Raw genomic sequence first — 25,650 nt, forward strand, 5'->3', positions numbered from 1 at the left:
ACTCGGCGGCGCCGCTCTCATAGGGATTCATCTGCATCGTCTGTTCCTCGATCAACAGCGGGCCCCTGCCCGCCATGGAGAACAACTCTGCCACCGCTGATCGAGTCCGAAATCGAAATCGGGCCGTGTTCCCCCATCAGTCGGCCTCAATCTGGAATCACCTTGCGGCGGATCAAAGGGCGGCGATAAAAATTCGTCCGGATGGGGGTGTGAATCGGCGGCGACGACGGCCCTCTTGGGGGATGGAGGCAACTCCTGACCCCGCCTTACACTGCTCAGGCATTCGGTCCTCGGCGACAAGACATTGGCGCTGAAGGCACCGGCATCCCGGGAGTCCCTCTCATGCCCAAGTTCACTCGTCGCGCCGGCCTGCAGGCTTCGGCCGCATTGGCCACCATCGGTCTGTCGGCGCCGTGGCGCGCGGTCGCGCAGTCCGCCGCGCCCGCCAGCAGGCCTGCCTCCAACGCCGCATCCAACGCCGCTTCGAACTCCGCTTCGAACTCCGCGTTGAACGCTCCTTCAAACGCGGCTTCGAGCGCCGGATCGAGCCCCGCCGTTTCGCCGTCCCGCGACGCCCCTCAGCACGACGGCCCGGACGGCGCCCTGCTCGCCGAGCGCTTGAAGTACGAAGGCGTCGCGCTCGCAGCCCTGCGCATCCGTGACGGGGCGACCACCTTCAGCGCAGCGAGCGCCCGCGGTCCGGTGCCCGATCAGCAGGCGCTGTTCGAGCTCGGCTCGATCACGAAGACCTTCACCGCACTGCTGCTGGCGGATGCCGTGACCCGCGGCCTGATCAAGCTCGACGATCCCGTCGAGACCGCCCTGCCCGATCGCCTCAAGCTGCGCGACAGCCAAGGCGCGCCGCTGCGCTGGGTGGATCTGGCGACACAGCGTTCGGGGCTGCCGCGGCTGCCCTCGAACCTGGCCGTGCGCCCGGATCTCACCGATCCCTACGCCAGCTACGACTGGACGCAGATGGCCGCGTTCCTCTCCGGGTGGAAAGCCGACAAGCCGCGCGACACGGCCTACGAGTATTCGAACCTCGGCTTCGGCCTGCTCGGCCAGGCGCTGGGTTTCCTGCAGCAGCGCGACTATGCGACGCTGCTTCGCGAGCGCGTGCTGGTGCCGCTGGGGATGGCGGACCAGATCTTCCTGAGTCCTCCGGCAGGCCGGCGTTTCCTCGACGGACATGACAAGTCCGGCAAGCCCGTCGACCACTGGACCTTCCGTCCGGCGATGGCCGGCGCGGGCGCGCTGCTCGGCAGCACGCGCGGCCTGGCGCGCTACGCACAGGCGGCGATGGGGCAGTTCGACCATCCGCTGAAAGAAGCCTTCGCGCTGTGCCTGCGCCGTCACGGCGCCCGCGACATCCCCGGTGCAGGCATCGGTCTCGCATGGAACAGCGCCGCGTTGCCGGGTCGCATCGCGTTCAACCACGACGGCGCCACCTTCGGCTTCAGCACCTCGCTGTGGCTGGACCCGTCGAAGGGCAATGCCTCCGCCGTACTGGCCAACGCCGGCGTGGGCGTCGTCAATCTGGCGTTGCATCTGCTGGAGCCGACCATCCCGCCGTCGGACATGTCCTTAACGCGCCAGACCGAGGTGACGCTGTCGCCGGAGCAGCTGACACCGTTGACGGGCGTCTATCTGCTGTCGCCGTCGATGAAGATCACCGTGCACGCCGACAGCAACCGCCTGTTCGCGCGGGCGACCGGGCAACAGGCCTTCGAGCTCTTCGCGACATCCCCGCTGACGTTCTTCGCCAAGGTCACGCCGATGGAGATCGTCTTCGAGCCCGGCGAGCGTGCCGCGCCGGCGCTGACCGTCAGGCAGGCGGGAAGAAGCACGCGGGCCGCGCGGGAGCCGGACGCTACAGCTGGACCCGCGAGCCCAACTCGATGACGCCGTTGTCCGGCAGCCGGAAGTAGTCCGCGGCGCTGCTGGAGTTGCGCGCCATGGTGATGAACAGCTGCTGCCGCCAACGCGCCATCCCGGAGGTCTTCTTGCCGGCGCCGGGTACCACGACCTGCCGGCTCAGGAAGTACGACGCCAGGAAGGGATCGAACTGCAGATCGTGCCGCGCGCAGCGCCCCAGCGCCGCCGGCAGATTGGGCTCATCCTTGAACCCGTAGCGCACCACCACGCGCCAGAAGCCGGGGCGCAGTGACTCGACGCTCAGTTGCTGGTCCTCCGGCACGAACGGCACCTCGTCGAAACGGACGGTGACGATCACGTTGCGCGCATGCAGCAGTTGGTAGTGCTTCAGGTTGTGCAGCAGCGCCGGCGGCACGACCTCGGGATTGGAGACCGGATAGACGGCGATCCGGTCGGGTCGAGGGCCTTCGACGTCATGCGACAGGGACTCCAGGAACGGGAGCAGCGGCAGGTCCTCCCCGGCGACCTGCTCGTGCAGCCGTTCCTTGCCTCGGCGCCACGTCGCCATCACGGCGAACAGCACCAGCCCCAGCGCCAGCGGGAACCATCCCCCCTGCATGATCTTGAGCGAGCAGGAGACCACCAGCAACGCGTCGACCGCCAGGAACCCGGCCGTGGCGGCCCATGCCAGCGGGGCCGGATAACGCCAGGCGTGGCGGACGACGAAGAAGGTCAGCAGCGTCGTGATCAGCATGGTGATCGTCACCGCGATGCCGTAGGCCGACGCCAGGGCCGAGGAACTTTCGAAGCCCAGCACGGCCAGCAGCACGGCGACCAGCAGCGTCCAGTTGATCGCCGGCAGATAGACCTGGCCCATCGCCCGCTCGGAGGTGTAGATCACCCGCATGCGGGGCAGCAGCCCCAGCTGGATCGCCTCCTTCGTCAGCGAGAACGCGCCCGAGATCACCGCCTGCGAGGCGATCACCGACGCGAGCGTGGCCAGGAGCACGCAGGGGATGAGCCAGGCCGACGGGAAGAGGCGGAAGAACGGGTTGTCCAGCGCACCCGGCTCCCGCAGCAGCAAGGCCCCCTGTCCGGCGTAGTTCAGCGCGAGCGTCGGCAGCACGAGCGCCGACCAGGCGAGCCGGATCGGTCGGCGGCCGAAATGCCCCATGTCCGCATACAGCGCTTCCGCGCCCGTCAGCGCCAGCACGAGCGCGCCGACGACCAGGAACAGCCCCGGCCCGCGCGCCTGGAGGAAGGCCAGGCCGAATCGGGGATCGAGCGCCTGGAGGATCTGCGGGGCCTGCGCGATCTGGAGGGCTCCGATCGTGCCGAGCACACCGAACCACAACAGCATGACCGGGCCGAACATCACGCCGACGGCCGCCGAGCCGTGGCGCTGGATCAGGAACAGGCCCGTCAGCACGGCCACCGAGAGGGGCAGGACAAAGGGCTTGAGGGTCGGCGTGATGATCTCCAGGCCTTCCACGGCGCCCATGACGGAGATCGCGGGCGTGATGACGCTGTCGCCGTAGAAGAGCGCCGCCCCGCAGACACCGACCAGCAGCAGCATCCGGCGCCGGCCCGGCGTGTCCCCGGCGGCCCGGACCGCCAGCGCGGTGAGCGCCATGATGCCGCCCTCGCCCCGGTTGTCCGCGCGCAGGATCAGCACGACGTACTTGAGCGTCACGACGATCATCAGCGCCCAGAGGATGGCCGATACCGCGCCGATGATGTCCGCCGGCTGCAGGCTCACGCCGTTGGCGGGGTTCAGCACTTCGCGCATCGTGTACAGCGGACTCGTCCCGATGTCGCCGAACACGATGCCCAACGCCCCCAGCGTCAGCGGGGCCAGTCCTTGACGCGGGCCGTGCTGGCCGCTCGAGGGGATGTCGCCGGCGACAGGCGGGGCGGAATCTCGAAGCATCAGGAGAGCGCCGAGGCGCGGTCTGCGGAGAAGGCACCACTATCCCACAGCGGGTGCCGGCTTCACGGGACCGGAGATCCGCGGCCGCGGGTGTCTCGCGGCCGCGGGTCCCCTCCGGCCGGGCGATCCTTCGCCCGTGCAGTCCGTGAAGCCCAAATCACGGTTGGTCGCGCGACGAGGGCGGCGGGCGGCCGTCGACGTTATGGTCTCGGCCAGCCGTATCGATCGATCACGGCGTCAACAAGGAGTGCGTCATGGGCTTCGTCGGCCTGCTGTTCTGGTTGGTCCTGTTCGTGCTGTGCTGGCCGCTGGCCTTGCTGGCGCTGGTGCTGTGGCCCGTCGCCTGGCTGCTGACGCTGCCGTTCCGCCTGATCGGACTGAGCGTCGAGGCGGTCTTCGCGCTGCTCAAGGCCATCCTGTTCCTGCCGGCGCGGGTGCTGGGCTGGCGCGAGTCTCGCTGACCGCTCTCAGGACGGAAGTCGCCCGCCTGCTTCAGTAGTGCACGACCGAGCGGATCGACTTGCCTTCGTGCATCAGGTCGAAGGCCTCGTTGATGCCGGTGAGCGGCATCGTGTGGGTCACGAACGGGGCGAGCTGGATGTCGCCGCGCATCGCCTCCTCGACCATGCCCGGCAGTTGCGAGCGCCCCTTGACGCCGCCGAAGGCGCTGCCCTTCCAGGTGCGGCCCGTGACCAGCTGGAACGGCCGCGTCGAGATCTCCTGACCCGCGCCCGCCACGCCGATCACGATCGACTGGCCCCAGCCGCGATGCGCGCACTCGAGCGCCGCGCGCATCACGTGGACGTTGCCGATGCACTCGAACGAGTGGTCGACGCCCCAGCCGGTCATCTCGACGATCACCTGCTGGATCGGCTTGTCGTGGTCCTTCGGGTTCACGAAGTCGGTGGCACCGAAGACCTTGGCGAGCTCGAACTTCGACGGGTTGGTATCGATCGCGATGATGCGGCCGGCCTGTGCCAGCTTGGCGCCCTGGATCACCGCCAGCCCGATGCCGCCGAGGCCGAACACGGCCACCGAGTCGCCCGGCTGCACCTTGGCGGTGTTCTTCACCGCGCCCAGGCCGGTGGTCACGCCGCAGCCCAGCAGGCAGACCTGCTCGGGATTGGCGTCCGGGCTGATCTTGGCCAGCGACACCTCGGCCACCACGGTGTACTCGCTGAAGGTCGAGCAGCCCATGTAGTGGTAGATCGGCTGGCCCTGGTAGGAGAAGCGCGTCGTGCCGTCCGGCATCACGCCCTTGCCCTGCGTCGCGCGCACGGCCACGCACAGGTTGGTCTTGCCGGACTTGCAGAACAGGCACTCGCCGCATTCCGCCGTGTAGAGCGGGATCACGTGGTCGCCGGGCTTGACGCTGGTGACGCCCTCGCCCACCTCGACGACGATGCCCGCGCCCTCATGGCCCAGCACCGCCGGGAACAGGCCTTCCGGATCGTCGCCGCTCAGCGTGAACGCGTCCGTGTGGCACACGCCGGTGTGGGTGATCTTCACCAGCACCTCGCCCTTGCGGGGCGGCTCGACATCGATCTCGACGATCTGCAGCGGCTGGCCAGCCTGGAATGCGACGGCGGCACGGGATTTCATGGGAAGGCCTTTCGGAAGAGACGGAGCAGCGGGGGAAGCGCCAGGAATGGCAGGGGCGCCAGGGACGCAACGAGGACGCGCCCCGGAGGGCGCGCTGATGCGTTCGAGTCTATCCCGCCCGGTCGCTCATCGCGGGTCCGATCCGGCATCGGCGTTCGCTTCCTGCATCGGCTCCGGGAGCGCTCCGGCGGTCAATGCGCGAGCAGGTAGCGCGCCATCAGCCGCGCCTGCGTCTCGCTGACGCCCAGCGTCGGCATCGCGGTGTGCGCGTCGATCGCCTGCGGATCACGGATCCAGGCGGCCAGGCCGTCCTCGGTCGGGAACGCCTTGCCGCCGATGCGGTCGCGTCCCGCGAGGCCGCTCAGGCGCGGACCGTTGGAGGTGTCCGGCCCGACCACGCCAGGGATCGTGTGGCAGGCGGTGCAGCCGTGCTGGCGGAAGGCGCGCTGGGCGAGCTCCACGCTCGGCAGCGGCGGCACCAGTGGCGCCGGGGCATCCACGATGCCGTCGCAGCGCGGCGTCGCGTTCCGCGCTCCAGCCGGTCCCGCCGTCACCGGTGACGGTCGCTGCGATGTCGGCGACGTCAGTGATGTCGTCGATCTTGCCGATGTGCTCGGCACCGGGCCCGCCGTGGCGCCTCCCGACGGCAACGCGGTCAACGCCCGGTACTGGTCCGGCGTCATCAGCGGCAACGCGTCGAGGAAGGCGACGACGGCCCAGAGCTCGTCCTCCTCCAGCCGGTACTCCCAGGCGGGCATGCCGCTCATCTTGATGCCGTTGCGGGTGATCCAGTAGAGGTCCTGCGGGCGCCAGTGGCGGGTGGCCTCCACGAGGGAACTCGGCACCGGCTGCATGCCCAGCGCGAACGCCTCCGGCGCCACGCCCGGCGCGCCGTGGCAGGCGACGCAACGGTCGCGGAAGCAGGCGGCGCCCTGCATCACTCGCTCCCGGGTGAGCAGGTCCCGCGGCGGCGGATGCGCGTCCGCGCGGTGCTGGACCGCGCGCTGCAGCGCGATTTCCAGCAAGGAATGCACCGGCTGCAGGTGCGGCCCGGTCGCCGACACGTCGTAGACGCCGAACCAGACGAAGGCGGCCGCGCCCGCCGCCCCGAGCACGCCGGCCGCGACGCCGGCGGCCAGGACGGCTTTCACAGGGGAGACGCCCGGGGGGACGCCCGGGGGGACGCGACGCGGCGGATCGATCATGGCCGCAGCGAGGCAAGCGCGGTGCCGGACCTGCGATGCCGGACCTGCGATGCCGGACCTGCGATGCCGGACAGGTGGGCTCGATGCCGGGGCAGGCACTTCGTGTGCCGGGGAGCGCGCATGACGCGTCCCCGCCCTCCCGTTCGCCCTCGCTCCTCCGGTTCAGCCACCGTGCCTGCGGCCGTCCTGGGACTGGCCGCCGCGCTGGTCCTCCTGCTGAGCGGCTGCGGCCCCGCCCCGGACGAGCCGCTGCGGCGGTGGCAGGTCGACGCCGCCGACCTGGAACGTGGTCGGCAACTGATGTCGCAGTTCCAGTGCGGCAGCTGCCACGCCGTCCCCGGCGTACCGGGGGGCGGTCAACGGGCGCCGGCGCTGGAGCGCTTCGGCCGGCGCGCCTACATCGCCGGCCAGTTGCCCAATTCCCCGGAGGTGCTCCAGCGCTGGCTGCTGGACCCGCCGGGCCTGCTGCCCGGCACGACGATGCCGCGACTCGGCCTGTCCGAGCGCGACGCGCGCGACATCGCCGGCTACCTGCTGTCGCTGCGATGAGCGCGGGCGGCATGCTCCGGCCCGCCGGCCCGCAGGCGCAGGCGCTGGCCGAGGTCATGACCACGACGCTGATCGTCTGCGCCTTCGCCTTCGTGTTCGCGATGGCCTGCCTGGCCGCGGCGCTGTGGTGGAAGGGCCGCCGGCCCGTGTCGACGGCGCTGTGGCTCTGGGGCGGCGGCCTGGTGCTGCCGGTCCTGGTGTTCGGCGGCCTGCTGCTCCACGGCGAGCGGCGCGCCTTCGGCCTGGACGACCCGTCACCGCCGGGCGCGCTGCGCGTGGCCGTCACCGGACACCTCTGGTGGTGGGCGATGCAGTACGACGCGGAGAGCGACGCGCCCGCCTTCGCGACGGCCAACGAATTGCGCGTGCCGGTCGGCCGTCCGGTGACCCTGACGCTGGCCTCGGAGGACGTGATCCACAGCTATTGGGTGCCGGCGCTTGGCGGCAAGGTCGACATGGTGCCGGGACGACTCAACCGGCTGACGTTCACCGCGTCGCAGCCGGGCGTGTTCCGCGGACCGTGTTCGGAGTACTGCGGCACGCAGCACGCGGCGATGGTGCTGCAGGTCGTCGCGATGCCGCCGGAAGAGTTCGCGCGATGGCGGCGCGCGCAGGCCGGCGCCGCGCCGGAGCCGGTCTCGCGACAGGCGCTGCGAGGCGCCGCGCTCTTCCGCGAGAACGGCTGCGCCGCCTGTCATGCGGTGCGGGGCACCCACACGGCCGGCGACGTGCGTCAGGGTCTGCAGGCGGCACCGCCACTCGGTCCGGACCTGACCCATGTGGCGAGTCGGCTGTGGCTGGGGGCCGGCGCGCTGCGCAATCGCGATCCGCTCGGTGATCCGCGCACGGCGTTGCGACAGTGGATCAGCGACGTCCATGCGGTGAAGCCGGGGGCGCGCATGCCGTCCTATCGGCACCTGCGCACGGACGAGATCGACGCGATGGTGGAGTTCCTCGCCGGACCACCCGTCGCAGGCGGCGGAACGGAGCGGCCGCTGGTCGCGTCCACGCCATGAGCGACGCCGGCAGCATGGACGGCGTGGGCGGTGCAGCCGGCGTGAGCGGCGCGGCCGACGTGCGCGCCACGAGCGCCACGGGCGACATGAACGATGTGCCGTCGCCCGGCGCCCGCCGGCCGGAGAATCGCCTGCCCAGGCCGGAGGGCGAGCTCGAGCGCTTGCGCGCCGCCTGGGAGCCGCCGAAGGGCTGGGCCGTGATCGGCAGCGTCAACAACGTCTTCATCGGCAAGCTCTACATCGCGACGGCGTTCGTGTTCCTGCTGCTGGGCGGTGTCCTGGCGCTGCTGATGCGAGCGCAACTGGCGACGCCGGGGCAGACGCTGTTCAGCGCGCCGGTCTTCCAGCAGTTGTTCACGATGCACGGCACGGTGATGATGTTCCTCTTCGCCGTGCCGATGGTCGAGGCGATCGCCGTCTTCCTGCTGCCCAACATGCTGGGCGCGCGCGACCTGCCCTTCCCGCGCCTGTCGGCTTATTCGTACTGGATGTACGCCATCGGCGGGCTGGCGTTCTACGCCACGCTGTTCTGGCAACTGGCGCCCGATTCGGGCTGGTTCATGTATCCGCCGTTGAGCGGCGCGACGTACTCGCCGGGCTTGAACGCGGACTTCTGGCTGCTGGGCATCGGCTTCATCGAGATCAGCGCGATCGCGGGCGCGATCGAGCTGATCACCGGCATCCTGATGACGCGCGCGCCGGGCATGACGCTGGGCCGGATGCCGGTCTACGCGTGGTCGATGCTGGTGGTGGGGCTGATGATCGTGCTGGCCTTCCCCGCCGTGATCGCCGGCACGGCGTTGCTGGAGATCGAACGCGCCTTCGACTGGCCGATCTTCGACGCCACGCGGGGCGGCGATCCGTTGCTGTGGCAGCACCTGTTCTGGTTCTTCGGGCACCCGGAGGTCTACATCATCTTCCTGCCGGCGGCGGGGCTGGTCTCGACGATGGTGCCGGCGCTGGCGCGGACCACGCTGATCGGCCGCCACGCGGTCAGCGCCGCGCTGGTCGCCATCGGTGCGGCGAGCTTCCTGCTGTGGCTGCATCACATGTTCACCGCCGGCCTGGGCGGCCTGGGGCTGAGCCTGGTCTCGATCTTCAGCGTCGCCATCGCCATCCCCGGCGCGCTGCAGATCTTCGCGTGGATCGGCACCTTGTGGCGGGGCCGACTGCAATGGACCACGGCGACCTGGTTCCTCATCGGCTTCCTCGTCACCTTCGTCGTCGGCGGCCTGACCGGCGTGATGCTGGCGCTGCTGCCGATCGACTGGCAGGTGCACGACACCTACTTCGTCGTCGCGCATTTCCACTACGTGCTCATCGGCGGCATGGTGCTGCCCATGTTCGCGGCGCTCTACCACTGGATTCCGCTGTGGAAGGGGCGCGCGATGTCGGAGCGCGCGGGCCGCTGGGTCTTCGGGCTGATCTTCGGCGGCTTCCACCTGACCTTCTTCCCGATGCACATCGCCGGCATGCTGGGCATGCCGCGGCGGGTGCACACCTACCCGTCGGGGCTGGGACTCGAACTGCCGAACCTGCTCTCGTCCGTCGGCGCCTTCATCATCGCCGCGGGCGTGCTGCTCTTCGTCATCGACCTCGTGCGCAGCCAGCTGGGGCCGGAGCAGGAGCACGACGACCCATGGCGCTCCTCGACGCTGGAGTGGCTGCCCAGCGAGGCTTACGGCACGCGCAGCATTCCGCACGTCGAGCACCACGAGCCGCTGTGGCACCGGCCCGCGCTGCATGAGGAGGTCGAGGCCGGCGCGCACTGGTTGCCCGGCACGATCACCGGCGACCGCGAGACGCTGTTGACCAGTCCTGCCCAGGCGCATCCGCTGCGTATCGTGACGCTGGCGGGGGACAGCCTGTGGCCGCTGCTGGCGGCGATCGGGACGGCGGCCTTCTTCCTGCTGATGACGGTGAAACACGTGAGCGGCACCGTGGCGGGCGGCGTACTGGCGATCGTCGCGATCTGGGCGTGGTTGTGGCAGACGGACCGCGCGCCGCCCTTCGAGGAAGCCGAGGCGGCGGATGGCGTGATCCTGCCGATGGGGGTGACGGGGCGTCAGGCGCCGTCGTTCTGGGCTGTGGTGATCCTGATCGTGGTGGAGGCGACGATCTTTGCGTCGATGGCTTTCGCGCATCTGCATGCGGCGATGAAGCTGGACGTGTGCCCACCGCCGGGAGTCGGGTTGGCGAGCCCCGCGACCTTGTTCCAGCAGACGCTGGGCTACGCGCTGAGTCTGGTGGTCGTCGTGTGGGCGGGGCTCGGCGCCAAGCGCGCGCCGGTCTCGAGGTGGCGTGCCGTACTTCTTGCACCGGCCTTCGGCCTGGCGGTGCTGGCGTTCTACAGCGGCCTGAGGACGGCCTGGCCGGCGGAACGACCGCCGACGCTGGATGCGTGGACGGGCACGCTTGCCGCGCTGCACAGCCTGCAAGGCCTGCAGATCGCTGTCGCCTCAATGCTGGCGCTGTACTACGCCGCGCGACTTGCGAGTGGCCTGATCCGTCCCCGACAGCACGCCACGCGCGAAGCGGTGGTGTTGCTGTGGGGTTGGATCTGCGTGCAGGGCGTGATCACGGTGTGGTGGCCTCGTCTCGTCGCATGAAGACGAGGGCAGCGAGCGCTTGTGGGGCCGGAATGGGGCTTGGGGTCCCTGGAGGGGCGCCCCATGCCCCGTGGAGAGCCCGCGCCAGGCTTACCGGAGTGGGCTCGCCGATCAAACCCCGAGCAGCGACACCGCCTTGGTATTGAGGTAGGCCTCCAGCGCCTCCGGCCCACCTTCCGAGCCGTAGCCCGAGTCCTTCACGCCGCCGAAGGGCATTTCCGCGGACGGCGTGGCGGGCTGGTTGACCCACAGCATCCCGACCTCCATGCGCTGCGCGAGCAGATGGGCGTTCTTGATGGACTTCGTGAACGCATACCCGGCGAGTCCGAACGGCAGCCGATTGGCTTCCGCGATGGCTTCCTCGAGCGTATCGAACCCGCGGATGGCTGCGATCGGCCCGAAGGGTTCGTCGTTGAACACGGACGCGTCGAGCGGGACATCGGCCAGGACGGTGGGCGCGAAGAAGTTGCCGGCGCTGCCGACGCGTTCCCCGCCGGTGGCGATCTTGGCGCCGCGTTCGCGGGCTTGCGCGACGATCTTGGACATGGCGACGACGCGTCGCTCATTGGCGAGCGGTCCCAGCGTGGTGCCTTCGGCGAGCCCGTCGCCGAGCTTGAGTCCTTGGGCGTGCTTCACCAACGCCGCGGTGAACTCGTCCTTGAGGCTGTTATGGACGAGGAAGCGTGTCGGCGAGATGCAGACCTGCCCGGCGTTGCGGAACTTCGCTGCGCCGGCGGCCTTGACGGCGAGGGCGACGTCCGCGTCTTCCGCGACGATCACGGGCGCGTGCCCGCCGAGTTCCATCGTGACGCGCTTCATGTGCGCGCCGGCCAGCGCGGCGAGCTGCTTGCCGACCGGGGTGGAGCCGGTGAAGGTGACCTTGCGGATGACCGGATGGGGGATCAGGTAGCTGGAGATTTCATGCGGGTCGCCGAAGACGAGGCCGACGGTTCCGGGCGGCACGCCCGCGTCGACGAAGGTCTGCAGCAGCGCTGCGGGCGATGCGGGGGTTTCCTCCGGCGCCTTCACCAGGAAGGAACAGCCGGTGGCCAGCGCCGCGCCGAGCTTGCGCACGATCTGGTTGACGGGGAAGTTCCAGGGCGTGAACGCGGCGATGGGCCCGACGGGTTCCTTCAGCACGAGCTGCTGCGCCGCCAGGTTGCGCGACGGCACGATGCGGCCGTAGACGCGGCGGCCTTCGTCGGCGAACCACTCGATGATGTCGGCGCCGGCGAGGACTTCCACCTTCGCTTCGCCGACGGGCTTGCCCTGCTCCTGCGTCAGCAGCTTGGCGATCTCGGGTGCGCGCTCGCGCAGCAGCGCGGCGGCGCGTCGCATCGTCGCGGCGCGCTCGTGCGCGGACACGTTGCGCCAGGCCTCGAAGCCCTTCTGCGCCGCTTCGAGCGCGCGGTCCAGGTCCGACTTGCTCGCATGCGCGACCTTGCCGATCACGGCGCCGGTCGCGGGGTTGCGCACGTCGATGGTCTTGCCGCCGGCGGCGTCGACCCATTCGTTGGCGATCAGCAGGCGGGTATCGGGATAGGAAGCAGTGGTCATGGCGGGTCCTCGTGAACGTTGAGGGTGACTCTACCCGCTGGCCGCGCTCGCCGGCGCCGCGGGGGCGCTAACCCGACGGATCGCTGGCCCATTGGACGCAGAGCGCCCGGGACGACGGGCAGGCAGGCGGATTGCCCTCCTGGCGCACCTCCACTCACGACTCACGATGCGACGGATCAAGGACCTGACCGCGAGAGCCTCGCGGATGCTCGCCACATGGCTGCTGTGCGCCGCCGTGGCGGCGATCCCGGCGTTCGCCTTGGCGCAAGACCCGGCGCCCGAGCCGACCGACCCCGCGAAGCTGCTCGACCTGGCCCGGACGGAACTCAAGGCGGCCCAGCCCAAGCCGGGCAAGGAACTGACGACCGAGGACCTGAACGCCATCAAGGACAAGGTCGAACGGGTGAAGTCGCGCATCGACCAGGCGCGCTCCGCGCTTCAGCCGAAGTTGGACGATGCCAAGAACCGGCTCGCGCAACTCGGCACGGCCCAGGCGGACGTGAAGGAAACGCCCGAGGTGGCGCAGTTGCGCGCGCAACTGGGACGCGAAGTCGCCACGATCGACGGTCAGGTGAAGGTCGCCAACGACCTCGGCGGACAGGCCGACAGCACACTGCGCAACGCCAACGCGGCCCAGCGGCTGCAGCTGAGCGCCCGTCTGGGCGAGCGCGTGCCGTCCTTGCTCCAGTCGGGCTTCTGGCGGGCGCTGGGCGCTGATCGCGCGGCCGACGTGGAACGCGCCCGCGTGTTCGGGATCGAGTTCGGGGCTTTGTGGTCCTCGGTGCCGGCCTCGGCCTGGGCGACCTTCGTCGCCGCGGTGGCGGCGTGGCTGGTCCTGTGCCTCGGCGCCCGGCGATTGACCGCGCGCCTGTGCGCGACGCGCATCCCGCCCGGTCGCCTGCGTCGATCGCTGTTCGCGATCAGCGAGGTGATCCTGCGCACGCTGCGGCCGGGGTTGATCGCCCACGGCCTGGTGCTGACCTTGACCGCCAGCCTCGTCGACGGCGCGCCGGACGGTCCGGACTCGCTCGCCCAGTGGCTGGACACGGCGGAGATGATCGTCTGGTTCGGCGGCTTCATCGCCGGTCTCGGGGCGGCTCTGCTGATGGCGCGCAAGCCGTCGTGGCGGCTGCTGCCGGTGCCCGACATCGCCGCGTCGCGCCTGGCCTGGCTGCCGCGCACGCTCGCGGGCGCCGTCGTGCTGGGCTGGCTCTCGTCCCGCACCGCGGCGACGCTGGACCTGAGCGCGTCGGGCAACGGCGCCGTGCAGACGCTCGCGTCGCTGACCTTCATCACGGTGCTCGGAGCGGCCATCGCGCAGCTTCGCCGGCATGCCGGCGTCGCGGAGGACAACGCCGCCGACGCCGATGCCGGTACTGGCAACCATCCAGAACTGACGATCCGTCCGTTGTGGCTGTCGGTGCTGCGCGCCGCCGCGTGGCTGACGCTGGTGGGCGCGACGCTCGCGCTGCTCACCGGCTTCGTGTCGCTGGCAATGTTCGTGCTGAACCAGGTGGTGTGGGGCTTGATCGTGATCGGCGGCGCCTACCTGCTGACGGTGCTGGTCGACGACCTCTTCATGACCCTGCTGGCGCCCTCGCCCTCGCCCTCGCCCTCGTCGGCGGCGACGGCGGGTGATGGCAGGAACGATGGCAGGAACGATGGCAAGGGCGACAACAAGGGCGGCCCGAACGCAAGACCTGGCACCTCCTCCGCCGCCGCCGCCGACGGTCCCGCGCCGCCGCGCACGCGCGAGCAGACCGCCCTGCTGCTGTCCGCCGTCTGCCGCGTGTCGATCGCCTTCTTCGCGCTCCTGCTGCTGCTCGCGCCGTACGGCGAAGGCCCGATGGACCTGGTGCGCCGCTCCGGCAGCCTGCAGGACGGCCTCACCATCGGCACGCTGCAGCTCAATCCGATCAAGCTGCTGCAGGCGCTCGCCGTGCTGTTCGTCGGTCTGGGCGCGGTGCGGCTGCTCAAGGCCTGGCTGAACGACAGCTACATGCCGACCACGCGCATGGACGTCGGCATGCGCTCGTCGACGACGACGCTGTTCGGCTACGTCGGCACTGTCGCCGCGATCGCCGCGGCCTTGACCGCCGTCGGCTTCAGCCTGCAGAGCGTCGCCTGGGTCGCCAGCGCGCTGTCGGTGGGCATCGGTTTCGGCCTGCAGTCGATCGTGCAGAACTTCGTCTCCGGCCTGATCCTGCTGGCCGAGCGGCCGGTGAAGGTCGGCGACTGGGTGTCGCTGTCGGGCGTGGAGGGCGACATCCGCCGCATCAGCGTGCGGGCCACCGAGATCCAGATGGGCGACCGCTCGACGGTGATCGTGCCGAATTCCGAGTTCATCACCAAGATCGTCCGCAACGTCACCTACGGCGAGTCGCTGGGCATGGTGCAGTTCAAGCTGCCGATGCCGCTGGCCACCGACACCGACCGCGTGAAGGCGCTGGTGCTGGCCGCGTTCCAGGCGCACGGCGGCGTGCTGTCCGCACCGGCGCCGAACGTGCAGCTCGACGGCGTGGACGGGACGAACCTGGTGCTCAACGCGTCGGGTTTCGTGAACTCGCCGCGCGCGGCCTACGGCATCAAGAGCGAGCTGCTCTTCGACGTGCTGTCGCGCCTGCGCGCCGAGGGGTTGCTGCCCGGGCAGACCGCGCCGCCGCCGGCGTGAGCGCCTGAGGGCCGGAGGGCTGAATCACGCGCAGGAGCAAGGTCCGGCGACCGCCGTCACAATGGTCGCCGCCATGAAGACGCTCTTGAACGAACTCCTGAACGAACACGTCGCGCCGGTCCCGCTGAACAAGGCCTACCGGCTGCTCAACCACGGGCCGACCGTGGTGGTGTCCGCCGCGCACGGCGGCGTGCGCAACGCAATGGCCGCGGCCTGGTCCTGCGCGCTGGACTTCCAGCCGCCGAAGGTGACGGTGGTGCTCGACAAGGCGACGCGCACGCGCGAACTGGTGGAGGCCAGCGGCTTCTTCGTGCTGCAGGTGCCGACGGCCGCTCAGGCCGAGCTGACGCACCGGCTCGGCAACCGCAGCCTGCATCAGGATGCGGACAAGCTCGCCCACGCGGGGGCGAGGGTGGTCGATGTCGAGCTCCCGGCCGATGCGGGCGCCGGCCCCGACGGCGCCGCCGCGGGTCCCGTCCCGCTGGTGGACGGCTGCGCCGCGTGGCTGGTGTGCCGGGTCTTGCCCGAGCCCCGCAACCAGTGGATCTACGACCTGTTCATCGGCGAGGTCGTCGCGGCCTGGGCCGATGCCCGCGTGTTCAGCGACGGGCATTGGCACTTCGAGTCCGCGCCGCCCGCGCTGCGCACGCTGCACTACATCGCGGGCGGCCAGTTCTACGCGATCGGGGAATCGATCGTCGTGCCGGACACGCCCGCGGCGGGTTGAACGGAGCGGATACGCGCCAGGGCGGATCGATCGCGGCCTCGCAGTGACGGCGACGTCGGACCGGTGAGGTCCGGACCGACGTGCCGACGCCTGTCAGAACCGGTGCTGGATGCCCAGGCCGACGCTGGACTGCGAATCGCCGAAGCCGTTGTCGTCGCGCGAGACGCTGACCCGTCCGCCGTCGCCCGACTTCGCCGTCGAGGCCACCGCGTAGAGGCTGGTGCGCTTGGACAGCTCGTACTTGGCGCGCAGCGCATACAGCTTCGGATCGTCGGTGCCGCTGGCGCCGCTGGAGATGTTCTGGAAGTACACGGCCGGCGTGATGCTCAGCGCGGGCGTCGCCTGCCAGGTCGCGCCCAGCCAGGTCATCGTGCTCTTCGCATCGGCGCCGCCGACCGCGAACGCCTTCCTGTAGACGCGTTGCGCCAGGAACAGCTTGACCGGCTTCCAGTCATAGGACGCCGCCCAGTGCAGCGCCTTTTCCTTGTCGTAGCGGCCGTTGGCGGCGATCGTCGCGCCGTTGCGCTGATCGACGACCAGCGTCGCCGAGAACGGCCCCGCCGTGTACGCGCCCGCCAGCGCGAAGAAGCGGCCCGCCGAGTCCGAGCCCGTGACCTCGCCGAGCGCGTAGGTCGCGCCGACCTTCACCGGGCCGAAGGTCCCCTGGTACTTGATCAGGTTGGACATGCCCGTGGCCATCCCGTCCTTGCGCGGCAGCGTCGCGATCTGGCCCCCGGACGTGGCCCACGAGTAGAACGGCGCGTAGCCCATCGGGTCGAACGGCAGCAGGAAGTCGTAGGTGGTGGTGTAGGAACGGCCGGCGACGACGCGGCCGAATTCCCCCTCCAGGCCGACGTTGGCCTGGCGGCCCCAGTAGGACGAGCCCGCCATGCCGGTGTCGAAGGCGACCTCGGCCTCGAGCTGGAACACAGCCTTCAAGCCGCCGCCGAGGTCCTCGGCGCCGCGCAGGCCCCAGCGGGAGGTGTTCATGCCGCCCGACGTCACGCCGAAGCGGTGGTCGCCGGCGGCGTTCATGTGGTCGCGGTATTCCAGCAGGACATCGGCGATGCCGTAGACCGTGACGCTGCTCTGCGCGAAGGCGGACGGTGTCGCGCACAGGGCCAACAGGCCGGCGGCGCACAGGGTGTTCAGTCGGATCGGGGTCTTGCGGGAGGATGTCAAGGGAGTCTCCTTGTTGTCGTTGAAAAAATTGGGACGCAGGGGCGCCCGCGGTCCTCACGCGGTGAGGCCCGGGTCTGGCGGAATCGGAGGGACGGGAAGCGGGACCGGAGCTTCGACGCGCTCAGCGTCTGAGACCGAAACGGGTGGCGAGCTCGACGTACTCGCGGTTCTGCCGGTCGATGACGGCGCGCAACGCCGGGCCGGTGAGCGCGAGCGGGAACAGACCGTGCCGCGCGCGGACCTCGGCGAAGGCCGGCGCGGCCATCAAGTGGTCGAAGGTGGCGGTCCACGCGGCGACGTCGCCGTCCGAGACCTTCGGCCCGACATAGAAACCGCGGATCGCGGGCCAGACGATGTCGACGCCCTGCTCGCGCGCCGTCGGCACGCCCGACAGCGGGCCGGGCAGCCGCTGGTCGGCGAGCACCGCCAGCGCGCGGAAGGGGCTGCCGGGGCCGAGCTTGTCGAAGACCTCGGACGCGTCGCCCATGTAGACCTGGACGTGGCCGCCCTTGAGCGCGGCGATGGCTTCGCCGCCGCCCTCGAAGGCGACGAAACGCATCGACTTGTGGTCCACGCCGCCGGCCCCGGCGACCAGCGCCGACTTGACCCAGTCCTGGCTGCCGATCGTGCCGCCGGCGGCGAAGCTGATCCGGCCCGGATCGGCCTTCAGCGCGGCGAGCAGCTCGGGCAGCGTCTTCCACGGCGACTGCCGGCCGACCAGGACCACGCCGTAGTCGACGCCGATGGCGGCGATCCAGCGCACGTCGTCGACGCTGCGCTTGCCGAAGCGGCCATGCGAGAGGTTCAGCAGCGAGCCGCTGGAGAAGGCCACCAGCGTGCGCGGCTCGGCGGGGCGGCGCGTGACGATCTGGTCGAAGGCGATCGCGCCGACGCCGCCCGGCATGTAGCTGATGCGCATCGGCGTCGTCGTGAGGCCGGCCTGCTGGAACGCGGCCTGCGCGAGCTTGCAGCTCTGGTCGAAGCCGCCGCCGGGCTTGGCGGGGGCGATGCATTCGGGCGCGGTGTCGCCGCCCGGCATCGGCGCGATGGCGGGCGTCCTGGCGGGCGCCGAGGCGCCACGGCCCGGCTGCGCCGCGACACCGGCGGACGCGGTCAGCCAGACGGCCGCCATGAGCGTGGCCGCCCAGGTCGAGATCGATCGCATGTCTTGTCTCCTCGCGGTGGTCTGTATCGCCGCCGGCCGTCGTCGATCGCGAACGCTCGCGCATCGTCGACAGGGCCGCGCGGTCGCCCGCCACCTGCTGGTGACGAACTCTAGGAAAGCGGCGCTTTCAACCGGCTTTCAGCGTGAAAGGAATTTCCGCCGTCGCGCGCAGCGGAAGCCGCAGCGTGACGGTGGTACCGCGCTCCAGGCCGTCGGCGTCGAGACGCGCCGCGGCGATCTCCATGTCGCCGAGGTGGCGACGGACGATCGCCCGCACGATGGCCAGGCCCAGTCCCGAGCCCGGCAGGTCCACGTTGCTGCCGCGGAAGAAGCGCTCGCCCGCGCGCGGCCGCTCGTCGGCGGGAATGCCGGGGCCGTCGTCGACGACACGGATCACGGCCCAGTGCGCGCGTTCTCCGCTCTCTCCGCTCTCTCCGCTCTCTCCGTTCTTTCCGCTCTGCACGCCCTGCTCGGCTGCCTGGTGTGCCTGCCTGCGTTCCACCCCGACCTGCAGCGTCACCGCACCGCCGCGCGGCGTGTAGCGCAGCGCGTTGTGCAGCAGGTTCAGCAGCGCCTCGCGCAACTGACCTTCGTGGCCCAGCACGACGATGTCCCCACCCATGTGATCGAAGCCGAGGTCGATGCCCTGCTCCCGCGCCAGCGGCCAGGATTCGCGCGCGCAGCGATCGGCCAGACGGTCCAGCGCCAGCGGCGTCATCGCCACCGCCGCGGTATCGGCACGGGCCAGCGCCAGCATCTGGTTGGTGCGACGCACGGTGTCGTCGATCTGGCCCTTGAGCGCGGTCAGCGCTTCGGCGAGCCGCTCCGGGTCGCGCTCGCGGCGCGCGTAACCCACCATCGTGGCCAGCGTCGCCAACGGCGTGCGCAACTGGTGCGAGGCGTCGTCGACGAAACGCCGTCGGCCGTCGATCAACTCGCGCTGCCGGGCGAGGTGATGGTTGATCGCGCGCACCAGCGGCGCGGCGTCGGCGGGCACCTCGGTCTCGTCGACGGGCGACAGGTCGTCGTCGGCACGCGCCTCGACCTCCCGCCGCAGCCGCTCCAGCGGCCGCAGCGCCCAGCCGATCACCAGCGCCAGGGTGCCGGCGACGATGGACACGGTCAGCAGGTCGCGCCACACCGCCTGCAGCAGCAGCGCGCGCGAGAACGCGTTGCGCGAGTTGGTGCTCTCGGCCACCTGGATGATCATTCGTCGGCCGGGACGTTCGGGATCGAGCTCGCGCGCCCACGCGCCCACGCGCACCGGGGCGCCGAAGTACTCGGCATCGATGAAGCGCGGCACGCCGGTCTTCAGCGGCTGGCCGGGCAGCGGCAGGCCGGCGTTGCCGATCTCGACGAGGCCGTCCTCCGTGCTGACGCGGAAGAAAACCTGCCCGCTGGCGGTGAGTTCGAAGAACTCCAGCAGCCGGTACGGCATCTCGACGGACAGGCCGCCGGTCTCGGTCGAGACGTTGCTGTCGATCGCCTTGATCGCGCCGAGCAGCGAGCGGTCGTAGGCGGAGTTGGCCGCCTGCAGCGCGGTGCCCCAGGTCAGCGCCAGCTCGATGCCGACGGCGGCCAGCATCACCGGCAGCACCAGCGCGAGCAGCGTGCGGCGGACGCTGAAACGGTGCCAGCGGGTCGGGAGCGAGGGCCAGCGGAGGCCGAGGCGTTTCACATCGCTTCCAGCACGTAGCCCAGGCCGCGCAATGTGGTGATGCGGACCTTGCCGGACTCGATGCGGCGGCGCAGCCGGTGGACGAGGACCTCGACGGCCTCGGGCCGGACGTCCTGCTCGTCGGAGAACAGGCGCTCCAGGATTTCCTGCTTGGACATGGGCTCGCCGCTGTGCTGGATCAGCGTGCGCAGGACCGCGTGCTCGCGCGGCGACAGCGCCAGCGGTTCGCGATCCAGCGTGAAGAGCTTGGAGGCCGCGTCGTAGACCAGCGGGCCGCAGGCGAAGCGCGGCTGGTCGCGGCCGCGGGAGCGACGGATCAGCGCGATCAGTCGGGCTTCGAGTTCCTGCAACTCGAACGGCTTGGCGAGAAAGTCGTCGGCGCCTTCATGCAGCGTGCTGACGCGTTCCATCAGCGAGTCGCGTGCGGTCAGCACCAGCACGGGGACGCGCGAATCGGCGTCCCGCAGCCGCGCCAGCACCTCGTGGCCGCCCAGGCCGGGCAGTCCGAGGTCCAGGACCATCGCGTCGTAGCGGGTGGCGGCCAGCTGGTTCAGCACCAGCCGGCCGTCGTCGACCCAGTCGACGACGAAGTCGTTCTGGGCAAGCGCCTTCACCAGCCAGTCGGCCAGGGGCTTTTCGTCTTCGACGAGGAGGATCCGCATGGCGCGCGATGCTAGCGCGGCGGTTTACGGTGGCGGCTAGTGTCTTCCCACATGGATGGATTCCCTCGCCGGATTCACGCTTCAGTGGCCATCGCGCCTTCACTTGCCTTATTGCGACGTCGGATCGCCTTTTCTTCGTCGGTATCCAGATATCCCAATCGACCGGCGACATAGAAAATCGTGCCAAAGAAAATCATGTAGAAGACAAAGGCCGCAAGGCCACCGAGCAAGAGTTCAGACAACATTGAATCCCCTTCCAAGAAGGTAGTAGTGAAAATAAAGATTGGAGCCAACAAATGTCCACATGGTCATGCACATGGCTACGCGCACGCCAAATGAGAAGCGATGATCCGAAGGCATCAGGAATGTCAGCTCAATCCAGCGGACAATGAGCAACCAGATCAGAATCGACAGGAAGATCAGCGCTGGCGAGATCGCCGGAAGAAGCAGCCTGACGGCCGCATTTGGCACATGGCAAGCCAGATCCTGTATACCGATGGCAATCGCACCGTCGAATGCAAGAAGCATCAAGGCCCAGTCCGCGGCCGAGCTTTTCAGGGCTTGCTCCCCTCGCAGAATCAGATTCAAGGCCCAGGTCGCCGCCGCGGGAATGGTGCCCGCCAGCCAATATGTCAGAGCCTCCGAGGTCATCGCATCTCCAAGTACTGCAGATGAAGACGATCCTATGACTGCGCGAGATACCCGAAAACGAGTCCACCCCGCGTTTTGCGAGGTTCTTGCCATCAAAACAGTGCAAACAAGTAGTCCGGCGTCACCGCGGGACAAAGTGGGGCTAGCAAGACGCGCCGGATGCGTCGTGGATCGATGAGGGAATGGCCTTGTTCAGGCGTGTCGGAGGCAGCAGCGCGGGCCACCCGGGCCCGGACACGCGCCGTCTCCCGACGGCACGGGTTCGCGCCGCACCGCGGTCGCGAGACTCCTCCGGCTGGCGCTGCGCAGCGCCAGGAACGGCATGGGATGCGGGAACCTCCCCGCCGCGGCCCGCGACGACATCGCGGATCGCGGACAGCGGCGGGTGATCCCGCTCAGGCGGACAGGCCGCGCGCCGCGTCGATCGTCGCGATCGCCTCGACCGTGTCGCCGTGGCGGACCAGCCAGCTGACCTTCTCCAGCTGGCGCAGATCACGGGAGTTGTCCGGGTCGCGTTGCGCCATCAGTTGACGACGCACGTCGCGCAACAGATGCATCGCGTTGTCCTGGTGATCGCAGTAGAGCTCGACCTGCACCGCGCGCAGTTGCTGCTGGATCGTCGCGCGGCGCTCCGACCGGCGCGCCATGTCATCGGGATTCGTCGAGGCCTGGGCCGACGCCGCCGCGAATGCGGCGACCATGGCGAGGATCGGGGTGGACTTGCTCATGTGCATCTCCTTCGGCTCGGCGGGCTCCGCGCCGGTGGCGTCTCGGGAAAGGCGTCGCCGTGGGCCGCGGGGCCGGTCGGGCCGATTGCGTCAAACATCGTGTTGCCCTGGGCGTAAGGTGCGCCCACCGAATTAGGGCGTCCTTAAGAAAACCGTCTGACGGGCGCTGGAAAACCTGTCGCGGCGCTGCACGCCCCAGGTTTTACGCGGCGGCAACGTCGACGTCACGGATCGTCACAGAGGCGGCTCCGGAGGAGGTCGTTCGCCTCGTCTGTCCGGACGCCCGCGGGGGCGGACGGTCCGTTTGTATGCCAGTGTGTCCAACGGCTGCCGCGACACGCGCCGCGCCAATTCGCCCGGGGGGTCACACATCGTCGATACATCGGCCCGTTGCAATGCAGGTCATGCAGCGAGTGACGCTGTGCCACTGGAGTCCGACATGCCCCCGACCACCGATCACGTCCAGGTCCTCTACACCGCCCACACGCACACGACCGGCGGCCGCGACGGCCGCGGCCAGTCCGACGACAGCCGTCTCGACGTCCAGCTGGGGTCGCCCGGCACGTCGCGGCCCGGCACGAATCCGGAACAGCTGTTCGCGGTCGGCTGGTCCGCCTGCTTCATCGGGGCGATGGGCCTGGCCGCTCACGCGATCGGCGTGCGGCTGCCCGCGGAGGCCGCCGTCGACGCGTCGGTCGACCTCAACAAGGGCGCCGATGGTTACTTCCTGAGCGCCAAGCTGCGGGTCAGCCTGCCCGGCCTGCCCCGCGACACGGCCTACGAGCTGATCAAGCGCGCCCACGAGACCTGCCCCTACTCGAAGATGACGCGCGGCAACATCAACGTCGGCCTGGAACTGGTCTGAGCTGGCGACAACACGGGATGCACCTCATGAAGCGATGGCTGCTCGCCCTGCTCTTCCTCCTCGGCGGCGCGGCGCATGAGGTGCGCCATCCGCTGCAGTGCACCGCGGTCACGAGCGGGGCCTGCCCCTCTGGAAGACGCCGGCCTGCCTCCTGAAGGTCGCACCGGCGCGGGGACACGGACACCGGGGCATCAACGCTGGGGCATCAACGCTCGGTATAGTGACTTTCACCATCACCCCGCCGCGCGCTGCTTCGGCCATGAGCCCCGTTCCCCCTGCCCCGTCCCCTGACGACCTCCCCGACGTCCTTCCCGACGTTCTCCCTGCCGTTCCCCCGGCGGTTTCTTCCGCCTTCACCATCCGGGCCTTCCACGACGACCGGACCGGCACGGTCAGCTACGTGCTGGCCGACCCCGCGACCCGCCAGGCGGCGATCGTCGATCCGGTGCTGGACTTCGACCTGAAGTCCGGCCGCACCGCGACCACGCAGGCCGATCGCCTGCTGGCGCACGTCGCGCAGGCGGGGCTCACGGTGCAGTGGATCCTCGAGACCCACGCGCATGCGGATCACCTGTCGGCGGCGAGGCATCTGCAGGCGCATGTCGGCGGCCGCATCGCCATCGGCGAACACATCCGCGAGGTGCAGGCGGTGTTCCGCAAGCTCTACAACCTGGAGCGCGATTTCCTGCCCGACGGCCGCCAGTTCGACCACCTGTTCCGCGACGGCGAGACGTTCAAGATCGGCGGCATCGAGGCGCAGGCACTGCTCGTGCCGGGACATACGCCGGCCTGCATGGCCTACCGCATCCGGGGTGGCCTCGAGACACGCCGTGAGACCGGCCTTGAGAAAGGCGGTCAGGAAGGCGGTGAGGCAGGCGCTGAGTCAGGGGGTGAGGCAGACAGCCAGGACGTGGTCTTCGTCGGCGACACGATGTTCATGCCCGATGTCGGGACCGCGCGCGCGGACTTCCCCGGCGGCGACGCGGCGACGCTGTACCGCTCCATCCGCCGCCTGCTGGCGCTGCCGCCCGCGACGCGGCTCCTCGTCTGTCACGACTATCCGCCCGAAGGCCGCGCGCCGGCCTGGGAAACGACGGTCGCCGAGCAGCGCGCCCGCAATATCCACGTCCATGACGGCGTCAGCGAAGCCGAGTTCGTCGCGCTGCGCACCGGGCGCGACGCCCAGCTGGACGTGCCGGCGCTGATCCTGCCCTCGATCCAGATCAACATCCGCGCCGGCCAGATGCCGCCCGCCGAGGACAACGGCGTCAGCTACCTGAAGATTCCGCTGAACACGCTGAGCCGGCAATGACGGACGGTGACCGGCGCTGATCCGGGGCCGGTCAGTGCCCGCCCGCGGCGGCGCCTTGATCCTCGCGGTCGACCGTCACCGGAAACGGCGCCAGCCACGCCAGCACGATCGGCGGGATCGAGAACACCAGCACCCAGCCGAAGAAGCTCGCGTAATGCTGGCCCAGGCCCGCGTAGAGCCAGCCGCTGACGCTGCCCGTCGTCCACCTCGTCAGCGCCATCACGCCGGTGGCCATCGCGTAGTGGGTCATCTTGAAGGGCCCCGGCGCGATCTGCTGCATCATGTACAGCATGTGCCCGACGGAGCCCATGCCGAAGCCGAACTTCTCGATGGCGACCACGGCGCCGATCCACCACAGGTCCGTCGGCATCGCGTGGCTGAGGTAGTAGTAGGTCAGGTGCGGCAGGTTGAGCGCGACCGCCAGCAGCAGGAACGAGCGTCGCAGCGTCATCTTCGCGGCGATGAAGCCGCCCAGGAAGGCGCCCGCGATGAACGCGATCGTGCCGGCGCTGCCGTAGATGTGGCCCAGCGCCGCGTTGTCCAGGCCGAGCCCGCCCGCCGAGCGCGGATCCAGCAGGAACAGCGGCCCGAACTTCTCGATGAAACCCTCGCCGAAGCGGTAGAAGAAGACCACGGCCAGCATCATCCAGATCGACGGCTTCTGGAACAGCGTGATCCACGACTGCCGCAGCGACACCATCGCGCTGGCCAGGTCCTGCCCCTGCACCACCGACGGCGCACCCGTCGGCAACACGCGCAGATGCCACAGCCCGAAGCCGCCCATCATCGCCGCCGCGCCCAGCATCACCGCCATCCAGCACTGCACCCAGCTCCAGCCCAGCGAGCCGTGCAGCCAGCCCGTCAGCGACACCAGCAAGCCCGACGCCACCACCGCGCCCAGGTTCCAGCACATGCCCTGCACCCCGGCGTAGCGCGCCTGCTCGCGGGGGTTCATCGTGGTCATGAACACCCCGTCGGCCACGATGTCCTGCGTCGCCGAGGCGAAGCCCGTGATCCAGAAGAAGGCCAGCGACGCGCGGAAGAAGCCGTCCAGCGGCAGGCAGAACGCGACGGCGCCGATCGACGCCATCATCAGGAACTGCATCGCGATCACCCACCAGCGCTTGGTCCGGTAGGGCTCCAGCAGCGGCGACCACAAGGGCTTGAGCACCCACGGCAGGTACATCTGCGAGGTGTAGAGCGCGATGTCCTCGTTGGACACGCCCAGGTTCTTGTACAGGATGGCCGCGACCAGGCCGACCAGCACGTTCGGCAGGCCCATCGCCAGGTACAGGGAGGGCACCCAGGTCAGCGGATGACGGGCCTGCACCGCGGCGGCCTCGCCGCCCGGTGCCTCGCCCAGCGGCGTGTTGCCCGGACCCGCGGGCGCGCCGCTGCCGGCGACCTGGGATAGATCTGCACTCATCGACTGTCTCCTCTTATGGATGCGGAGCATAGAGCACCCTGACAACGCTGTCATACGGGCAAGTGCGGAGTCTCCGGACGCTCGTCCTGCGTCGTGCGTTCGCATGATCGTCCGTGAAGGACTTCGCAACGGGTCACAGGACGTGGGGACGCTGGCTTCACACCGTGTTCAGGGGCCCCTCACGGACAGGTTTCTGAAGGCTGACGGGCGCACCCTGGTGACACCTCTCGTAACACCCGG

The 25,650-nt window shown here is 69.8% G+C and carries 21 protein-coding genes; 9 read left to right on the forward strand and 12 right to left on the reverse strand.

The features are described from left to right. Nucleotides 1-342 precede the first annotated feature (342 nt). Nucleotides 343-1,902, forward strand: coding sequence for a serine hydrolase domain-containing protein (locus AC07PR_RS02855; protein WP_495134338.1), 1,560 nt, complete (start codon nucleotides 343-345; stop codon nucleotides 1,900-1,902). Here AC07PR_RS02855 and AC07PR_RS02860 read toward each other — a convergent pair. Next, nucleotides 1,871-3,805 (reverse strand): potassium transporter Kup, encoded by a 1,935-nt coding sequence (locus AC07PR_RS02860; protein ID WP_431103489.1) that lies wholly within the window; start codon nucleotides 3,803-3,805, stop codon nucleotides 1,871-1,873. The genes AC07PR_RS02855 and AC07PR_RS02860 overlap by 32 nt on opposite strands. Nucleotides 3,806-4,059: 254 nt before the next feature. On the opposite strand from AC07PR_RS02860, the gene AC07PR_RS02865 reads away from it, so the two are divergent. Next, a complete protein-coding gene (locus AC07PR_RS02865; protein ID WP_377155172.1) occupies nucleotides 4,060-4,266 on the forward strand; it encodes a hypothetical protein in 207 nt (68 codons plus the stop codon). A gap of 31 nt (nucleotides 4,267-4,297) precedes the next feature. Here the strand turns inward: AC07PR_RS02865 and AC07PR_RS02870 are convergent, their stop codons facing one another. Continuing rightward, on the reverse strand, nucleotides 4,298-5,407 hold the full coding sequence (locus AC07PR_RS02870) for an S-(hydroxymethyl)glutathione dehydrogenase/class III alcohol dehydrogenase (RefSeq protein ID WP_377155173.1): 1,110 nt from the start codon (nucleotides 5,405-5,407) through the stop codon (nucleotides 4,298-4,300). A 191-nt stretch (nucleotides 5,408-5,598) separates the two neighbouring features. Continuing rightward, complete coding sequence (locus tag AC07PR_RS02875; RefSeq protein ID WP_495134339.1) at nucleotides 5,599-6,558, reverse strand: c-type cytochrome; 960 nt, start codon at nucleotides 6,556-6,558, stop codon at nucleotides 5,599-5,601. A 225-nt stretch (nucleotides 6,559-6,783) separates the two neighbouring features. Here AC07PR_RS02875 and AC07PR_RS02880 point away from each other — a divergent pair, with 225 nt between their 5' ends. Genes AC07PR_RS02880 through AC07PR_RS02890 form a run of 3 tightly spaced genes read left to right on the forward strand, consistent with a single transcriptional unit; the run spans nucleotide 6,784 to nucleotide 10,786 of the window. Further along, the gene (locus AC07PR_RS02880) at nucleotides 6,784-7,161 is read left to right on the forward strand and encodes a c-type cytochrome (protein WP_377155175.1); all 378 of its coding nucleotides are present in this window, start codon (nucleotides 6,784-6,786) and stop codon (nucleotides 7,159-7,161) included. A gap of 11 nt (nucleotides 7,162-7,172) precedes the next feature. Then, complete coding sequence (gene coxB, locus AC07PR_RS02885; protein WP_495134340.1) at nucleotides 7,173-8,177, forward strand: cytochrome c oxidase subunit II; 1,005 nt, start codon at nucleotides 7,173-7,175, stop codon at nucleotides 8,175-8,177. Beyond that, complete coding sequence (locus tag AC07PR_RS02890; protein WP_495134341.1) at nucleotides 8,174-10,786, forward strand: cbb3-type cytochrome c oxidase subunit I; 2,613 nt, start codon at nucleotides 8,174-8,176, stop codon at nucleotides 10,784-10,786. Before coxB ends, AC07PR_RS02890 begins: the two co-directional genes overlap by 4 nt. A 111-nt stretch (nucleotides 10,787-10,897) precedes the next feature. Here the strand turns inward: AC07PR_RS02890 and AC07PR_RS02895 are convergent, their stop codons facing one another. Beyond that, a complete protein-coding gene (locus AC07PR_RS02895; protein WP_495134342.1) occupies nucleotides 10,898-12,343 on the reverse strand; it encodes an NAD-dependent succinate-semialdehyde dehydrogenase in 1,446 nt (481 codons plus the stop codon). Nucleotides 12,344-12,509: 166 nt separating this feature from the next. On the opposite strand from AC07PR_RS02895, the gene AC07PR_RS02900 reads away from it, so the two are divergent. Together AC07PR_RS02900 and AC07PR_RS02905 are read left to right on the forward strand one after the other, a co-directional pair. Then, complete coding sequence (locus AC07PR_RS02900; RefSeq protein WP_495134343.1) at nucleotides 12,510-15,014, forward strand: mechanosensitive ion channel domain-containing protein; 2,505 nt, start codon at nucleotides 12,510-12,512, stop codon at nucleotides 15,012-15,014. Between the two features lie 97 nt (nucleotides 15,015-15,111). Beyond that, nucleotides 15,112-15,741, forward strand: coding sequence for a flavin reductase family protein (locus tag AC07PR_RS02905; RefSeq protein WP_495134835.1), 630 nt, complete (start codon nucleotides 15,112-15,114; stop codon nucleotides 15,739-15,741). A 93-nt stretch (nucleotides 15,742-15,834) separates the two neighbouring features. Here AC07PR_RS02905 and AC07PR_RS02910 read toward each other — a convergent pair whose 3' ends face one another. The 7 genes from AC07PR_RS02910 to AC07PR_RS02940 all read right to left on the reverse strand — a co-directional run bounded on the left by AC07PR_RS02910 (nucleotide 15,835) and on the right by AC07PR_RS02940 (nucleotide 21,807). Next, nucleotides 15,835-16,923, reverse strand: coding sequence for a porin (locus tag AC07PR_RS02910; RefSeq protein WP_495134344.1), 1,089 nt, complete (start codon nucleotides 16,921-16,923; stop codon nucleotides 15,835-15,837). 121 nt (nucleotides 16,924-17,044) lie between these two features. Then, nucleotides 17,045-18,088 (reverse strand): tripartite tricarboxylate transporter substrate binding protein, encoded by a 1,044-nt coding sequence (locus AC07PR_RS02915; RefSeq protein WP_495134345.1) that lies wholly within the window; start codon nucleotides 18,086-18,088, stop codon nucleotides 17,045-17,047. A gap of 127 nt (nucleotides 18,089-18,215) precedes the next feature. Then, nucleotides 18,216-19,766 (reverse strand): sensor histidine kinase N-terminal domain-containing protein, encoded by a 1,551-nt coding sequence (locus AC07PR_RS02920; RefSeq protein ID WP_495134346.1) that lies wholly within the window; start codon nucleotides 19,764-19,766, stop codon nucleotides 18,216-18,218. Then, entirely contained in the window at nucleotides 19,763-20,428 is a 666-nt protein-coding gene (locus AC07PR_RS02925; protein WP_377155182.1) for a response regulator, read from the reverse strand. Before AC07PR_RS02925 ends, AC07PR_RS02920 begins: the two co-directional genes overlap by 4 nt. Before the next feature lie 74 nt (nucleotides 20,429-20,502). Further along, entirely contained in the window at nucleotides 20,503-20,673 is a 171-nt protein-coding gene (locus tag AC07PR_RS02930; protein ID WP_495134347.1) for a hypothetical protein, read from the reverse strand. Continuing rightward, nucleotides 20,663-21,079, reverse strand: coding sequence for a hypothetical protein (locus AC07PR_RS02935; protein WP_495134348.1), 417 nt, complete (start codon nucleotides 21,077-21,079; stop codon nucleotides 20,663-20,665). Before AC07PR_RS02935 ends, AC07PR_RS02930 begins: the two co-directional genes overlap by 11 nt. Nucleotides 21,080-21,474: 395 nt before the next feature. Beyond that, nucleotides 21,475-21,807, reverse strand: coding sequence for a hypothetical protein (locus AC07PR_RS02940; RefSeq protein WP_377155185.1), 333 nt, complete (start codon nucleotides 21,805-21,807; stop codon nucleotides 21,475-21,477). 439 nt (nucleotides 21,808-22,246) lie between these two features. On the opposite strand from AC07PR_RS02940, the gene AC07PR_RS02945 reads away from it, so the two are divergent. After that, a complete protein-coding gene (locus AC07PR_RS02945; RefSeq protein WP_377155186.1) occupies nucleotides 22,247-22,672 on the forward strand; it encodes an organic hydroperoxide resistance protein in 426 nt (141 codons plus the stop codon). A 259-nt stretch (nucleotides 22,673-22,931) separates the two neighbouring features. Further along, nucleotides 22,932-23,984: an MBL fold metallo-hydrolase gene (locus AC07PR_RS02950; protein ID WP_495134349.1), complete on the forward strand. Its 1,053-nt coding sequence runs from the start codon at nucleotides 22,932-22,934 to the stop codon at nucleotides 23,982-23,984. Nucleotides 23,985-24,015: 31 nt separating this feature from the next. On the opposite strand, the gene AC07PR_RS02955 is transcribed toward AC07PR_RS02950, so the two are convergent. Beyond that, complete coding sequence (locus tag AC07PR_RS02955; RefSeq protein ID WP_495134350.1) at nucleotides 24,016-25,410, reverse strand: MFS transporter; 1,395 nt, start codon at nucleotides 25,408-25,410, stop codon at nucleotides 24,016-24,018. Nucleotides 25,411-25,650 lie beyond the last annotated feature (240 nt).

Source organism: Roseateles sp. GW821-FHT09H11, from assembly GCF_059415845.1.